Here is a 14,154-nt window from a genome sequence, read left to right as displayed (position 1 = left end):
GCAGGGCCGGCCGGCCCTGCTGACCGCGCTGGCATTACGCCTTCGGCTCGACCCGCACCCAACCCTGCGGCTGCAACCGCTCCTGCGGCAGGAAGCGGGCCTTGTAATCCATCTTGCGCGAGCCCTCGACCCAGTAGCCGAGGTAGAGGTACGGCAGGCCCATCTCGTGGGCGCGCCGGATATGATCGAGGATCATGTAGGTCCCAAGCGACCGGTGGGCCTCCGCCGGGTCGTAGAACGAGTACACCATCGACAGGCCGTCGGAGAGCACGTCGGTGAGGCAGAGCGCCACCAAGCCGCCGACGCCGCGGCCGTGGATCGCGGTGTCGGGCCCGCGCCGGCGATAGGCGACGAGGTGCGTGTCGACGTGGCTGTCCTCGATCATCATCGCGTAGTCGAGCACCGTCATGTCGACCATGCCGCCGTCGCCGTGGCGGGCGTCGAGGTAGCGGCGGAACAGGGCGTACTGCTCGGAGGCCGGGCGGTTCGGCTCGGGCGTGCCGACGAGGTCGGCGCTGCGCGACAGGATCCGGCGTTGGCTGCCGCTGGCGACGAAGTCGGACACCACCACGCGCACCGAGATGCAGGCGCGGCAGGTCTCGCAGGCCGGGCGGTAGGCGATGGTCTGCGAGCGGCGGAAGCCGCCCTGCGTCAGGATCTCGTTGAGATCGCGGGCGCGACGGCCGACGAGGTGCGTGAACACCTTCCGCTCCTCCTGCCCCGGCAGGTAGGGGCAGTTCGACGGCGCCGTCAGGTAGAACTGCGGTGTGTCGCGCGGGTGGCTCGTCACGCTTCGCGCTGCCCTCTCGCCACGGGTTCCTGCGCCGGGCCGCCGCTGCAGTGTAACGCGGCCGTGGCCGCGCTCAATGGGTTGCCGGCCAAGGCGAGGCGACAATTTCGCCGCGCCGGTGTGCGCGGCCGAAACCGTTTGCCGGCGCGGTCGCGACGTCAGCCGGCGCGCACGACGGCGAGGCCGAGGAGCACGTCGTGGCCGAGGCGGCGATCGCTGCGGACCAGGCCGAAGGCGAGATCGACGAACCACAGCAGGAAGGTCGAGATCGCGACGTAGAACAGCAGCGCGTGGACCGCGGCGGTGATCAGGTCGACCGGCCGCCCGGTCTCCGGCGCGACGACGCGCAGGCCCATCATCCGCATCCCGAGCGTGCTCTGGCGCGAGCCGCCGACGGTGATCGCACTGTAGATCACGCCGCTCGCCGGCAGGACCGCGAACAGCGCCCAGCCGAGGCCGAAGGTGACCACGCCGAGGAAAGCGATCGCGACCCAGAGCAGGGCGCTGAAGCCGAGGATGAACAGGATGTCGAGCAGGTAGGCGACCGTGCGGCCGCCGAGGCTGGCGCGGACCGCCGGCATCGTCACGGGGGGCAGGTAGCTCGGCGCTTCGAACGGGTGGGCGTAATCGGAGCGGGGGTTCAGCATGGCCGTGATCTCGCGTGACGTCGCTGGACCGTCACATGGGAATCGCCCCGATCTCCCTCAAGGCCCGGCCCCCTCCGCTCAGCCGGCCGCCTGCTCGATGGCGCCGCGCCAACCGAGGCCAGCATAGGTCTCGTAGCCGGGCGTGGCGTGGTACGCGACCAGGCGCCCCTGGGGATCACGGTAATGCCCGCTGGCGTCGGCGTCGACCTGCAGCGGGTAGCGCTCGGTGAGGATGCCGCGGCCCCGCGAGCAGGCGATGACGCGATGGCGCGCGTCGAGCAGCATCACGCGGCTCGATGCCCGCTCGTCGGGCGCGAGGCGGACACCCTCAACGATCGCGCGGGCCTGCGGCTCCCAGTCGAAATGGATCGCGAGGTAGCCCAGGGGCTTGCCGTGCGCCTCGCCGTCCGCGCGGACCGAGGCGACGTAGGTCGCGACCTGCGCACCGCCGAGCCCGGCGCAGCGCGCGATGTCGGCGACCGCGAAGTCGTCGCCCGAGGTCAGGGCGCGCGCCTTGGCGAACCACGCCTCGTTGCGGACGTCGCGGCCCTGGACGGCGAAGCGGTCCGGGCGCCCGCCGGCGATCACGCGCCCGTGCAGGTCGCACAGCCAGAGGTCGAGATAGACCGTGTAGGACGACAGGATGACGCCGAGGCGCCGGCTCGCATGGGCGGCGGCCGCCTCGGTCGGATCGGAGGCGGCGTCGACGATCGCGGCATCCGTCGCCCACCAGCGCACGTCGCAGGTGCGCTCGTAGAGATTGCGGTCGATCACCTCGACGGCGTTGAGGGCGAGATCGACGCAACGCGTGGCGCGGGCGTGGTCGGCGAGCTGGCCGACGGCGCGGGTCAGCGTGTCGACGCCGTCGCCGAGCTTCGTGCCCAGCGCCGAGGCGAGGCCGTCGATCTCGCCGGCGACTTGGCGCACCTCCTGCGCCACCACCGAGAAGCCCGCGCCCTGCGCGCCGGCATGCGCCGCCTCGATCATCGCGTTCATCGCCAGCAGATGCATGCGGCGGGTGATCGTGTTGATCGCGCCGATGCTGGCTCGGGTCGAGGTCTTCAGCTGGCCGGTGGAGCGGTCGACCAGTTCCGCGAGGCCGACATCTTCGGAGATGCGCTGGGGGACCATGGAATCTCCTGGGCGCGCCGCCGCGGGCACGCCGACGCGTACCTGTGGGGGAGAAGGTTGTATGAGTCCGTAGTGATATAGACTTAGGACTGTAATATTTTCACAAAGCTTAAAAGCGCGAGGCATGGGCTGTTGTTAATTTTTGCTGGCTTGAGCTGTAATTGCTTCTCTTGCAAGCAAGTCACCGTCCGTCGGCCTCAAAACACGTCACCGTAGGGACTACGTGACGCTAACCTCCTTCGAGCGCCGAGCGCTCAAGGTATCTTCTGCTTGGGCTCGTCGGCGTCCGGCGTGTCGAGATAGTAGCGCTTGAGCAGGTAGAGGGAGGCCTCCGACAGCGTCGTGCGGTCGGTGGAGATGCCGTCGAGCACGGCCCCGGCGTTGAAGCGGCACAACGCATAGTGGGGATAGTGACCGAGCACGTAGTCGACGCGGATGCTGTCGGGGGCCGCGCCGGTGCCGGCGCGCAGGATCCGCACCGCCGTCTCGTCCGGCACGAGCGCGGGCACCGCTTTCCGGCAGATGGACAGGCGCTGGCGCTGCACCGCGCTCTCGCAGGCGCCGAGACCGCCGAGAAATCCGAGCACGATCCCGAGGGCGACGAACCCCCTGCCCCGCCGGCGCCTCACGCGCCGGTGCGCAGCCGCTCGGCGACGCGGGGGGCGTAGTAGGTCAGCACGCCGTCGGCGCCGGCGCGCTTGAAGGCGAGCAGGCTCTCGACCATGGCACGCTCGCCGTCGAGCCAGCCGTTGCGGCTGGCGGCCTCGATCATCGCGTACTCGCCCGACACCTGGTAGGCGAAGGTCGGCACGCCGAATTCGTCCTTCACCCGGCGGATGATGTCGAGATAGGGCAGCCCGGGCTTCACCATCACCGAATCGGCGCCCTCCTCCAGGTCGAGGGCGACCTCGCGCAACGCCTCCAGGCCGTTGCCGGGGTCCATCTGGTAGGTGCGCTTGTCGCCGACGAGCGCCGCCTGCGTGCCGATCGCGTCGCGGAACGGGCCGTAGAACGCGCTGGCGTACTTCGCCGCGTAGGCCATGATCTGCACGTCGAGGAAGCCGGCCTTGTCGAGCCCGGCGCGGATCGCGCCGACGCGCCCGTCCATCATGTCGGAGGGCGCGATGATGTCGGTGCCGGCCTCGGCCTGGATCAGGCTCTGCTCCACCAGCAGCGCGACGGTCTCATCGTTGAGGATCGCGCCGTCCGAGAGCAGGCCGTCATGGCCATGCGAGGTGTAGGGGTCGAGGGCGACGTCGGTCATGATGCCGATCTGCGGCACCGCCTTCTTCACCGCGCGCACCGCCCGGCAGACGAGGTTGTCCGGGTTCAGGGCCTCGGAGCCTGTGGGGTCGCGCAAGCTCACTTCCGTATAGGGAAAGAACGAGATCGCCGGGATGCCGAGGCGAGCGGCGCGCTCGGCGTCGCGCACGATCTCGTCGACGCTGAGGCGCTCGACGCCGGGCATGGAGGCGATCGGCTCGCGCCGGCCCGTCCCCTCGATCACGAACATCGGCCAGATCAGGTCGTCGACCGTCAGCGTGTTCTCGCGCACCAGCCGCCGCGACCAGTCGGCCTTGCGGTTGCGGCGCGGACGCTGGGTGATCTTCAGGCCCTCGGCGCGGGTCCCCTCCCGCGCGGTCTCCACGGCGAGCGGGCGCGGCCGGGGCGTGTCGTCGGAAGCGTGTTCGAAGGGCATGGGATCGCGTTCGCTGTGATCGGTTCGCGGGTGGCGCGGCGTAGCATAAGTGGCGGGGCGGGCGAAGCCGGCGAAGCGCCGCGACGTCACGAGCCGCCGGAGGCGCCCCGCCCGCAGCGCGGCAGCGTCGCCGAACGGTTCACGCCTGCGTGACGCCGTCGCCTCGGCACGTGACATCCCGCAGCGGATCGGAATTCTTTCACATCGCTCCGGCGTTCGATTCGCCGGTCGAGGTGTTGGTCGGGGGGCTCATGACGGCATCGTTCGCGCTCGAGGGGATCATTCCGGCCGCGTACGGACGGAGCTTTCGCGCGATGCGCGCGCTCGGGCCGGCGACGGCGATCGCGTTCGTGATCCTGCTCGCGGGCGACGGCGCGGAGGCCCTGATGCGCCACGAGAACGACGTGCCCGCCGTGACCGGATGGTGGCTGCTGCTCCATGCGGCCGTCTTCGTCCTCGTCGCGCCCTACAAGGTCCGGCTGTACGAGGTGATGTGGGACGTCGGGCCGCCGTCGATCCCGAAACCCGGCGCGCGGCGCCGCGCCATCCTCAACGTCGTCGCCCTCGATCTCCTGCTCTTCCTCGGCGGAGCGGCCTGGCTCTGGAACCTCCATGATCGGCTCGGGATCCCCGTCCTCCTTGTTCTGGGACTGCTTGTGCCGAGCTGGTGGATCTGCATCCGGCTCACGCTGGCCGGCCCCGCGCTCGCCCTCGGCGCCCTCGGCGTCCTCCCGCTCAGCCTGTCGGGCGCGGTCTCGGCGACGAAGGGACGGGTCTGGGAAATCACGTTCGCCGGGCTTCTCGTCGGCGCCGTGCTCCTGCCGGTCCTCCTGGCGATCATCGCGGCGACGCTTTGGCTCCAAGCGGCCGTCGTGAGGTCGGCTCTGATGAAGCCGGCCCTGATGAGCCCGGTGAATATCCTGTCCCTTGTCACCAGCATCGCGGTCCAGGCCGAACTCTACCGCCGCATGGGTCTGCCCTCCGCATCGCACGCGGACCCAGCGCCGGCCTGACACCCGCGCCGGTGCCCGGCGTTGACGCCCGGGCCGGTACGGCCTCTAACCCCCGCTGAGCGGACACGCGGCGAGAGGATCGAGAGACGTGAGCGGAGCCGAAGCGGCCAACGACGAGATCCGGTTCGAGCGGCGGGGCGCGCTCGGCCTCGTCACCCTCGACCGGCCGAAGGCCCTGAACGCGCTCTCCCTCGGGATGATCGGCGCGCTGCACGCGCAGCTCGACGCCTGGGCGTCGGATGCCGGCATCACCCGCGTGGCGATCCGCGGCGCCGGGGGGCGCGCCTTCTGCGCCGGCGGCGACATCCGCCACATCCACGCCTGCGGCCAGGCGGGACGCTTCGACGAGGTGTTCGCGTTCTGGCAGGCCGAGTACCGCCTCGTCGCCCGGATGCAGCGCTACGAGAAGCCGATCGTCGCGCTGATCGAGGGCGTGGTGATGGGCGGCGGCGTCGGCATCTCGCTCCACGGGGCCCACCGCGTCGCCTCGGAGACGTATGTCTTCGCCATGCCCGAGGTCGGGATCGGCCTGTTTCCCGATGTCGGGATGACCTACGCCCTACCGCGCCTGCCCGGCCGCGTCGGCACCTATCTCGCGCTCACCGGCAGCCGGGTCGGCCCGGGCGACGCGCTCGCCCTCGGCCTGGCCACCGCCTACGCGCCCGCCCGGGATTTCGCCGCGATCCTCGACCGGCTCGCCCAGGGCGGCCCGATCGCGGCCGCGCTCGAGACCAGCGCCGCGCGCCCGCCGACCGGGCCGCTCGTCGCCGAGCGCGGCCTGATCAACGACGCGTTCGCCGCCGACGACGTCGCGGACATCCTGCGACGGCTGGACGGCACGGCCGCATCGGGCTCGACCTTCGCCGCGGAGACCGCGGCCGTGATGCGCACCCGCTGCCCGACAAGCCTGTGCATCGCCCGCGAGCAGATGCGGCGCGGGCTGGATCTCGATTTCGCCGACGCGGTGCTGACCGAATACCGCCTCGTCACCCGCCTGATGCGCGGGCATGACTTCTTCGAGGGCGTCCGCGCCGTGCTGATCGACAAGGACGGCCGGCCGGACTGGCGGCCGGCGACGCTCGAGGCCGTCGACCACGCCGCGGTCGCCGCTGCCTTCGGGCCGTCCGAGGCGCCGGAGCCTCGGTTCGCCTGATGCGCAAGGTCGGACGCATCACCCGCGGCAGCGCGGTCGGTGAGGCCCCGAGCGACCGCATCGAGCGGCGCTCGGCCGCGCCCAAGAGCACCTGGGACACGGTGCTGGTCTGGTTCATGCGGCTGACGGCCCTGGCGTGGCTCGCCAAGAGCGTGCTCTCCTTCGCGACGATCCTCGATGTGGTGCCGGGGCACCGCCCGTTCGCGCTGGAGCCGTTCGGGCGCCAGGCGGCGCTGATCTACTTCGCGGTGATTGACGCCAACGCGGCGATCGGCCTGTGGCTCACCAGCGCCTGGGGCGGCGTGGTCTGGCTGCTGGCGGTGACCTCGATGCTGACGCTCGCCGTCCTGACGCCGCAACTGTTGCAGACGCCGCTGATTCTGGTCTTGGTCGAGTCCAGTATCGTGATCTTCTACTTCGTTTTTTCTTGGCTCGCGGCACAGGAAGCGCGGTAAACGAGTGGTTATACGAATCACTTCACTTTGCATTTACCGACAGAAGTAAATCGCGAATTCATCCTGTCTCTTAGAGCGGTTTTCATCCCCGCCGCCTAGTTTCACCCCATGAGCGGTGCCGGACGGCAGAAGGCTCCGGCAAAACAATTCGGGCGAGGCACAAGATGAAGTCCCAGGCCGTCAACATCTCGGATACCAACACCGCTCCCGAGACCGGAGCCGTCGCCGGCTCGTATCTCGAGGCCCTGCACCTCGTCGAGCGCCTGCACCGCCGCCTGCTCGACGTGATCAAGGACGAGTTCGAGCGCCGCGGCCGCGAGGACGTCAACAGCGTTCAGGCGCTGCTGCTCTACAACATCGGCGACAAGGAACTCACCGCCAGCGAGCTGCGGACCAAGGGCTACTACCTCGGCTCCAACGTCTCCTACAACGTCAAGAAGCTGGTCGAGGCCGGCTACCTGCACCACGCCCGCTCGAAGACCGACCGCCGCTCGGTGCGCATCAGCCTCACCGACAAGGGCCGGATGGTCCACGACATCATCCAGGGCCTCTACGACAAGCACGCCCGCACCATCCAGCCGATCGGCGGCATCTCCGACGACGATTTCGGCCGGCTCAACACCGCCCTCAGCCGCCTGGAGCGGTTCTGGACCGACCAGATCCGCTACCGTCTGTGAGACCTCGGTTACGCCGAACACGACGAAGCCGGCCGCCCGCGAGGGACGGCCGGCTTCGTCGTTTCACGCCCGGCACCAACGCAAAACGCCGCCCCCGAGGGAGCGGCGCTCACGAGACCGGCCGCATCGGCGGCCGATCGAAAGCTCAGTTGAAGGTGTCGATCTCGGCCGACTCGTAGCTGGTGACTTCCATGCCGACGCAGATCTCGGAAACGACGGGGGCGGACCAAGCCATGTGAATTCTCCTGAATGGGATGCGGGCGAAAGGGACGTCTTGCCGGCTCGCTCGCGAGCCGGTCATCGGCTCAGTTGAAGGTGTCGATCTCGGCGGACTCGTAGCTCGTCACTTCCATGCCGACGCAGACTTCCTGAACGATGGGGGCGGACCAAGCCATGGCGTTTCTCCTCGTGAACTTCGATGACCGGAAGATAGGCGATACCTTGGGCGCAATACAAGCGGGCGCTACACTTATATTTCTCATAGGATCGCCGAGAGAGCGCTCGGTCGCCCCGGCATTCATCTCCAAAACGCTGAATTCGGCTTTCCGATCAGGTAGATGGTGTCGGTGGCGCCAAATCGCCAACCCCATTCCGCCCCCTGCCGCCACGCCCTCTCCGAGGGGCGCGCTTTCGGCTTGACGCGTCGCACCGCCGGGCGCACAGGCTGCCGCGCGCGGAGACGGCCGTCGGCATCCGCGCACGCCATTCCCACGAAGATCCGATGCCCAGCGACACGCCAGACCGATCGTCCGAGCCGTGGCCGGCCGCACGCCGCGATCCCGCCTGAGCCCCTGAAGGGCTCGCGCCGGGCTCCGCCGCGCAGCCGGTCGCGGCCGGTGCCGCACGGCGCGCCGCCGGGCCCGCGAGGCGAGGCCCATGGTTGAACAGGTCCCCCCCCTGCCGGTCCCCGACGCGGTCGTGCCGATCGATCCGCGCGTCGACCCCTCCGTCCTGGCTGCGCGCCTCTCCGACGAGCGTGCGCCCGACATCGTCGAGGCGCTGAACGCCGAGGCGCCGGAGGTCGCCGCCGCGATCCTGCTCGGCCTGCCGCACGATCGCGCGATCGAGGTGCTCGACCAGCCCGAGCTCGACGACGCCGCCGACATCATCGAGATGCTGCCGCGCGACCGTGTCGCCACCTACCTGTCGGGCATGTCGGCCGACCGCGTGACCGACGTGTTCCGCGAGATCGAGGAGCCCGGCCGCTCGGACCTGCGCGCCCGCCTCGACGCCGAGACCCGCGGCGCCGTCGACCGCCTCAGCGCCTACGGCGAGGAGACCGTCGGCTCGCTGATGACCACCGAGTTCGTCACCGTGCCCGGCACCTGGACCGTGGCGCAGACCCTCGACCACATCCGCCGCGTCGAGAAGACCCGCGAGACGATCTATGCGATCTTCGTGCTCGACCCGCGCACCCGCGCGCTGACCAAGGCGGTGCCGCTGCGCCGGCTGATCTCGGGCAACCCCGAGGACAACGTGCTCTCGGTCGCCGCCGGCCGCCGCCCGCTCGCGGTGTCGCCGACGGCGAGCCGCGAGGAGGCCGCCCGGCTGATCTCGAAATACGACCTGCTCGCCCTGCCGGTGGTCGACGCGGTCGGCCACCTGATCGGCATCGTCACCGTCGACGACATGATCGACGCGATGGTCGAGAAGCAGACCCAGGACGTGCAGCGCTTCGGCGGCATGGAGGCGCTGCCCGAGCCCTACATGGACATCGGCTTCATGACGATGATCCGGAAGCGCGCCGGCTGGCTCTGCGCGCTGTTCCTCTCCGAGATGCTGACCGCCTCGGCGATGCAGGGATTTGAGGGCGAGCTCGAGAAGGCGATCGTCCTGACGCTATTCATCCCGCTGATCATGAGCTCGGGCGGCAATTCCGGCAGCCAGGCGACCTCGCTGCTGATCCGCGCGCTGGCGCTGCACCAGATCCGCCTGCGCGACTGGTGGCGGGTGGCCCTGCGCGAGCTGCCCACCGGCCTCGTGCTCGGCGGCATCCTCGGGGTGATCGCCGTGGTGCGGATCGCGATCTGGCAGAAGACCGGCCTGTACGATTACGGCGAGCACTGGCCGCTGGTGGCGGCGACCGTCGGCGGCGCGCTCGTCGGCATCGTCACCTTCGGGTCGCTGTCGGGCTCGATGCTGCCGTTCCTGCTGCAACGGCTCGGCTTCGACCCGGCGACCGCCTCGGCGCCCTTCGTGGCGACGCTCGTCGACGTGACCGGCCTCGTCATCTACTTCTCGGTGGCGCTGCTGATCCTGCGCGGCACGCTGCTCTAGCGCCGCGTCCGCTGCCGTTGCCGACCGGTCGGCAACGGAAACTTCGCAGTCCGGGCCGACGTAGGGCGGACGATGCAGGCGTCGTCCGCGAAGGCGCCGCCGGCAAGACGTGACTTCGGAGCGCGACCGTGACCCTGCCCCTGCTGAGCCGCCCGGTCCTCGACGACCTCGGCGGCGTGATCGGCGCCGAGAAGCTCCGGCGCCTGATCGTCCGGTTCACGGACAGCCTGCGCACCGCGTTCCCGGCCGGAAGCCGCCCGCCGGGCGAGATCGCGCGGGAGGCGCACACCCTGATCTCGATGTCGGGCATGCTCGGCTGCGAGCGGCTGTCCACGGCCTGCCGGGCTCTCGAAGCGGAGGCGAAGGACGGCGCCGACCTCGCGCCCGCGCTCGCCGAGATCCGCGCCCTGCGCGACGAGACCGTGCGCGCGCTGGAAGACGTCGCGCAAACGTCCTGACGACGCGCCGCGTATTCAGTTTCGTGACGATCGGCATGCCACGGTCGCGCGGAGCGGGTTCTGGGTGAGCGGGATGATGGTGGCGACGACGCAGATGCCGGAACGACGGAGGGTCGGCCTCATGCCGAATCGCCTCGCCGGCCGGCTGCCGCAGGCGCTCGTGGCGACGGGGGGCCTCGTCTTCCTCGCACTCGTTTGGCTCGGCCTGCTGTTCCATCTTGAGCAGCGCCGCGAGGGCGAAATGCTCCAGGCGCGGCGCGACGTGCTGAACCTGTCGATCGCGCTGGCCGAGCAGGTCTCGCGCCTGATCGAGGGCGTCGACCAGGTGATGCGCTTGATCGAGGCCGACTACGCCGACGATCCCGAGACCTTCGATTTCGCCCGCTGGTCGAAGCGCGCCACGATGCTGGCCGAGAGCGCGCGCCAGATCGCGATCTTCGACGCGAACGGCGACCTCGTCGCCACGCGCGACGCCGTGCCCTCCGCCCTCAGCAGGACCAACGTCGCGGACAGGCCCTACTTCCGGTCGCTGGCCGACAATCCCGAAGCCGGCCTCTATGTCGGGCGCACCATCCGCGGCCGGCTGATGGATACCTTCACCTTCAACCTCGCGCGCCGGCTGACGCGCCCGGACGGCAGCTTCGGCGGCGTCCTCATGGTGGCCGTCGACCCGGACTACCTCGCCCGGCGCTTCAAGGCGCTCGACGTCGGCGCCGACGCGGTCGTCGGGCTGTTCGGCCGCGACGGCTACGTCCGTATCCGCGAGCCGGCGATGCCGGGCATGTACGAGCGCGACCTGTCCCGGCGGCTCGACGGTCAGGGCCTGTTCGCGCGCCTGTCCGAGGCGCCGGCGGGAACCTACGCGGTCGAGAGCGGCCTCGACGGGCGCGCGCGCATCTTCGGATATCGCGCCACGGAGAACCTTCCGCTCGTCGTCACGGTCGGCAAGTCGGTGGAGGTCGTGCTCGCGCCGCTCGTCGCGGAGCGGCGCAACGCGCTGGCGGTCGGCGCGGTCGCGAGCGCGGTCATCCTGCTCGGATGCCTGGTGCTGCTGCGCGAGCTCGAGCGCCGGCGGCGGCGCGAGGCGCTGCTGGTCGAGACCCACCGTGCCCTCGGCGAGGCCGAGACGCTGTTCCGCGGCGTGTTCGAAAACGCCACCGACCACCTCTTCGTCCACGCCGTCGCGGCCGATGGCAGCTTCGCCCTCGAGACCCTGAACCCGAGCGCCGCCGCGCTGATCGGGCACTCGCAGCAGGCCGTCCGCGGCAAGACCCCGGAAGAGGTGATGCCGCCCGACATGGCCGCGATCGTGCGGGCCGACATCGAGGGTGTGATCCGCTCCGGCGAGCCAGCGCGGCGCCAGGAGGAGCGGGTCGGCGGCGACGGGACCCACCGCTTCGAGGTGATCTTGGTGCCCCTGCGCGAGGCCGGCGGCCGCCGCGTGGCGCGCGTCTTCATCAGCGTGCGCGACATCACCCATCTGCGCCGGGCCGAGGAGGCGATCGCGCTGAGCGAGGCGCGCTACCGCCTGCTCGCCGACAACGCCAGCGACATGATCGTCCAGGTCGGCCTCGACGGCCGGCGGATCTACGCGTCGCCGGCCTCGCACGCGCTGCTGGGCCTGGCGCCGCAGGACCTCGTCGGGACGCGGCCGGAGGACGAGGCCCATCCCGACGACGCAGGCGCGCTCTCGGCGATGATCGCCCGCCTCTCGGGAGGCGAGGCCGAGACCGCGGTGGCGACCTATCGCCTGCGCCGGGGCGACCGCTCCTACATCTGGGTCGAGGGCTCGTGGCGCCTGGTGCGGGACGCCGCCGGCCGACCCGCCGGCTTCGTCGCCTCGGTCCGCGACGTCGATGCGCGCCATCAGGCGGAGGACGCCTTGCGGTCGAGCGAGGCGCGCTACCGGGCGCTCGCCGACACGCTGCCGCAGCTCGTCTGGATCGTGCGGGCCGAGGATGGCCTCGCCGCCTACGTCAACCAGCGCTTCGAGGCCTATTACGGGCCGATCGGGACCGGCCTTGCCGAAAGGCTCGCGGCCAACCACCCGGACGATGCCGGGCGCATGGAGGCGGCCCGGGCGGCGGCCGTTCGCGACGGGCGCGGGCACGAGATCGAAGGCCGGCTGCGCCGGCACGACGGCACCTATCGCTGGCACAAGATCGTGATGATGCCGATCCGCGAGGCGGGCACCATCGTCGGCTGGCTCGGCACCGCCCTCGACATCGACGACATCATCACCGCGCGCCGGGCCCTGGAGGAGACCAGCGACCTGCTGCGCCTTGCCCAGGACGCGGCCGAGGCGGGCTCCTGGGACCTCGACCTCGTCGCCGGTTCCGTCCTGCTCTCGCCCGAGAGCGCGCGGCTGCACGGGCTGTCGAGCACCGAACCCCTGCGCATGCCGATCGAGGCTTGGAAGGCCCTGGTGATGCCCGAGGACCGGGAGCGCGCCCTGGCGGACGCCGCCGAGGCGATCGCCTCGCGCCGCAGCTTCGTGATGGAGTTCAGGATCACGGGCGGCGACGGCGTCGAGCGCTGGCTGCAGAGCATCGGCCGCGCCTACTACGATCCCGCCGGGCGGCCCGTGCGGGTGATCGGCCTGAACCTCGACGCGACCGATCGCAAGCAGGCCGAGCTCGCGCTGCAGGCGGCCAAGACCGCCGCGGAGGCCGCGCGCCTGGAAGCCGAGCGCGCGAGCCTCGCCAAGACCGACTTCCTCGCCGCGATGTCCCACGAGATCCGCACCCCGCTGAACGCGGTGATCGGCTTCACCGACCTGCTGGCGCGCTCCGAGCGGCTGGCGCCCGACCTGCAGCGCCACGCCGAGCTGGCGCGCTCGTCGGGCTCCGCCCTGCTCACCGTGGTCAACGACATCCTCGACTTCTCGAAGGTCGAGGCCGGGGCGATCGATCTCGAGCAGCGCGCCTTCGCGCCGGCGGCGCTGGCCGACAACGGCCTGTCGATCGTGCGCGGGCTCGCCTCCGCGAAGGGTCTCACCGTGATCGGCCGGATCGACCCGGACCTGCCGCCCAGCCTCGTCGGCGACGAGGCCCGGCTGCGCCAGATCCTGCTCAACCTCCTGAACAACGCGGTGAAGTTCACCCGGCGCGGCAGCGTCACCCTCGCGGTGCGCCATGCCGGCACCACGCCGGCCGGCGAGACCATCCGTTTCAGCGTCAGCGATACCGGCATCGGCATCCCGCAGGCCAAGCAGCACCGGCTGTTCGAGCGCTTCTCGCAGGTCGACAATTCGGTGAGCCGCGATTTCGGCGGGACCGGCCTCGGCCTCGCGATCTGCCGGCGCCTCGTCGAGCTGATGGGCGGGACGATCGGCGTCGCCTCCGACGACGGCGAGGGCTCGACCTTCTGGTTCACGGTGACGCTGCCGCGCGGCGTCGACGTCGACGCCCCCACCGCCGTGCCGGCCGTCGTCGCGTCGCACGCCACCGGGCACATCCTCCTGGTCGAGGACGTCGAGATTAACCAGGAGCTGGCGCGGCTGGTGCTGGAGGCCGCCGGCCACACCGTCGACGTGGTCGCCGACGGCGCCGCCGCCGTGATGGCGGTGGAGGACGGCGCGTTCGACCTCGTGCTGATGGACGTGCAGATGCCGGGCATGGACGGCATCACCGCGACGCGGATGATCCGCCGCCTGAAAGGCCCGGCGGCGAACGTGCCGGTGATCGCGATGACCGCCAACGTGCTGCCGGCCGAGGTGCGCCAGTTCCGCGAGGCCGGCATGGACGACCACGTCGGCAAGCCGTTCGACCGCGCGGTCCTCTACGCCGCCATCGCGCGCTGGCTTCCGGGCCGCGACGCCGCGCCGGTGCGGCGGGCGGTGAACGGCTGACCCG

The 14,154-nt window shown here is 70.9% G+C and carries 14 protein-coding genes; 7 read left to right on the top strand and 7 right to left on the bottom strand.

Features of this window, described 5'->3' with window-relative positions; translation table 11 throughout:
* Nucleotides 1–34 precede the first annotated feature (34 nt).
* The 5 genes from MKK70_RS20950 to hemB all read right to left on the bottom strand — a co-directional run bounded on the left by MKK70_RS20950 (nt 35) and on the right by hemB (nt 4,267).
* Nucleotides 35–790 (bottom strand): arginyltransferase, encoded by a 756-nt coding sequence (locus MKK70_RS20950; protein WP_147727422.1) that lies wholly within the window; start codon nt 788–790, stop codon nt 35–37.
* Nucleotides 791–948: 158 nt separating this feature from the next.
* Entirely contained in the window at nt 949–1,437 is a 489-nt protein-coding gene (locus MKK70_RS20945; protein WP_243949650.1) for an RDD family protein, read from the bottom strand.
* A 78-nt stretch (nt 1,438–1,515) separates the two neighbouring features.
* Nucleotides 1,516–2,568: a methyl-accepting chemotaxis protein gene (locus MKK70_RS20940; RefSeq protein WP_243949648.1), complete on the bottom strand. Its 1,053-nt coding sequence runs from the start codon at nt 2,566–2,568 to the stop codon at nt 1,516–1,518.
* 254 nt (nt 2,569–2,822) lie between these two features.
* Nucleotides 2,823–3,197 (bottom strand): hypothetical protein, encoded by a 375-nt coding sequence (locus tag MKK70_RS20935; protein WP_243949646.1) that lies wholly within the window; start codon nt 3,195–3,197, stop codon nt 2,823–2,825.
* Nucleotides 3,194–4,267 carry a porphobilinogen synthase gene (hemB, locus tag MKK70_RS20930; protein WP_243938104.1) on the bottom strand — a complete coding sequence of 358 codons (1,074 nt, stop codon included), beginning with the start codon at nt 4,265–4,267 and terminating at the stop codon, nt 3,194–3,196. Before hemB ends, MKK70_RS20935 begins: the two co-directional genes overlap by 4 nt.
* Nucleotides 4,268–4,518: 251 nt before the next feature.
* Here hemB and MKK70_RS20925 point away from each other — a divergent pair, with 251 nt between their 5' ends.
* From MKK70_RS20925 to ldtR, 4 genes are all read left to right on the top strand, one after another.
* Nucleotides 4,519–5,280 carry a hypothetical protein gene (locus MKK70_RS20925; protein WP_243949644.1) on the top strand — a complete coding sequence of 254 codons (762 nt, stop codon included), beginning with the start codon at nt 4,519–4,521 and terminating at the stop codon, nt 5,278–5,280.
* A gap of 88 nt (nt 5,281–5,368) precedes the next feature.
* The gene (locus MKK70_RS20920; RefSeq protein WP_243949642.1) at nt 5,369–6,433 is read left to right on the top strand and encodes an enoyl-CoA hydratase/isomerase family protein; all 1,065 of its coding nucleotides are present in this window, start codon (nt 5,369–5,371) and stop codon (nt 6,431–6,433) included.
* Nucleotides 6,433–6,888 carry a DUF6163 family protein gene (locus MKK70_RS20915; protein WP_147727218.1) on the top strand — a complete coding sequence of 152 codons (456 nt, stop codon included), beginning with the start codon at nt 6,433–6,435 and terminating at the stop codon, nt 6,886–6,888. Before MKK70_RS20920 ends, MKK70_RS20915 begins: the two co-directional genes overlap by 1 nt.
* Before the next feature lie 164 nt (nt 6,889–7,052).
* On the top strand, nt 7,053–7,565 hold the full coding sequence (gene ldtR / locus MKK70_RS20910) for a transcriptional regulator LdtR (RefSeq protein WP_243949640.1): 513 nt from the start codon (nt 7,053–7,055) through the stop codon (nt 7,563–7,565).
* A gap of 145 nt (nt 7,566–7,710) precedes the next feature.
* Here the strand turns inward: ldtR and pqqA (MKK70_RS20905) are convergent, their stop codons facing one another.
* Complete coding sequence (gene pqqA, locus MKK70_RS20905) at nt 7,711–7,800, bottom strand: pyrroloquinoline quinone precursor peptide PqqA (protein WP_007559225.1); 90 nt, start codon at nt 7,798–7,800, stop codon at nt 7,711–7,713.
* A gap of 70 nt (nt 7,801–7,870) precedes the next feature.
* On the bottom strand, nt 7,871–7,960 hold the full coding sequence (gene pqqA / locus MKK70_RS20900; RefSeq protein WP_147727216.1) for a pyrroloquinoline quinone precursor peptide PqqA: 90 nt from the start codon (nt 7,958–7,960) through the stop codon (nt 7,871–7,873).
* Between the two features lie 481 nt (nt 7,961–8,441).
* Between pqqA (MKK70_RS20900) and mgtE the strand changes: the two genes are divergently transcribed.
* The 3 genes from mgtE (at nt 8,442) to MKK70_RS20885 (ending at nt 14,150) form a co-directional block, all read left to right on the top strand.
* Nucleotides 8,442–9,842, top strand: a complete 1,401-nt coding sequence (gene mgtE / locus MKK70_RS20895) for a magnesium transporter (protein WP_147843416.1) — start codon at nt 8,442–8,444, stop codon at nt 9,840–9,842.
* 128 nt (nt 9,843–9,970) lie between these two features.
* Nucleotides 9,971–10,300, top strand: a complete 330-nt coding sequence (locus MKK70_RS20890) for an Hpt domain-containing protein (protein ID WP_243935270.1) — start codon at nt 9,971–9,973, stop codon at nt 10,298–10,300.
* Between the two features lie 121 nt (nt 10,301–10,421).
* Nucleotides 10,422–14,150 (top strand): PAS domain S-box protein, encoded by a 3,729-nt coding sequence (locus MKK70_RS20885; RefSeq protein ID WP_243949638.1) that lies wholly within the window; start codon nt 10,422–10,424, stop codon nt 14,148–14,150.
* Nucleotides 14,151–14,154 lie beyond the last annotated feature (4 nt).

It is taken from the genome of Methylobacterium sp. E-041, assembly GCF_022829665.1.
Taxonomy (GTDB): domain Bacteria; phylum Pseudomonadota; class Alphaproteobacteria; order Rhizobiales; family Beijerinckiaceae; genus Methylobacterium.
This window is presented reverse-complemented; position numbering and strand designations above follow the sequence as displayed.

What these genes read in the sequence shown, in the direction of transcription:
- pqqA (WP_007559225.1), bottom strand. Translation starts at nt 7,800, where the DNA reads ATGGCTTGGTCCGCCCCCGTCGTTTCCGAGATCTGCGTCGGCATGGAA.
- ldtR (WP_243949640.1), top strand. Translation starts at nt 7,053, where the DNA reads ATGAAGTCCCAGGCCGTCAACATCTCGGATACCAACACCGCTCCCGAG.
- MKK70_RS20940 (WP_243949648.1), bottom strand. Translation starts at nt 2,568, where the DNA reads ATGGTCCCCCAGCGCATCTCCGAAGATGTCGGCCTCGCGGAACTGGTC.
- mgtE (WP_147843416.1), top strand. Translation starts at nt 8,442, where the DNA reads ATGGTTGAACAGGTCCCCCCCCTGCCGGTCCCCGACGCGGTCGTGCCG.
- hemB (WP_243938104.1), bottom strand. Translation starts at nt 4,267, where the DNA reads ATGCCCTTCGAACACGCTTCCGACGACACGCCCCGGCCGCGCCCGCTC.
- pqqA (WP_147727216.1), bottom strand. Translation starts at nt 7,960, where the DNA reads ATGGCTTGGTCCGCCCCCATCGTTCAGGAAGTCTGCGTCGGCATGGAA.
- MKK70_RS20915 (WP_147727218.1), top strand. Translation starts at nt 6,433, where the DNA reads ATGCGCAAGGTCGGACGCATCACCCGCGGCAGCGCGGTCGGTGAGGCC.
- MKK70_RS20885 (WP_243949638.1), top strand. Translation starts at nt 10,422, where the DNA reads ATGCCGAATCGCCTCGCCGGCCGGCTGCCGCAGGCGCTCGTGGCGACG.
- MKK70_RS20925 (WP_243949644.1), top strand. Translation starts at nt 4,519, where the DNA reads ATGACGGCATCGTTCGCGCTCGAGGGGATCATTCCGGCCGCGTACGGA.
- MKK70_RS20945 (WP_243949650.1), bottom strand. Translation starts at nt 1,437, where the DNA reads ATGCTGAACCCCCGCTCCGATTACGCCCACCCGTTCGAAGCGCCGAGC.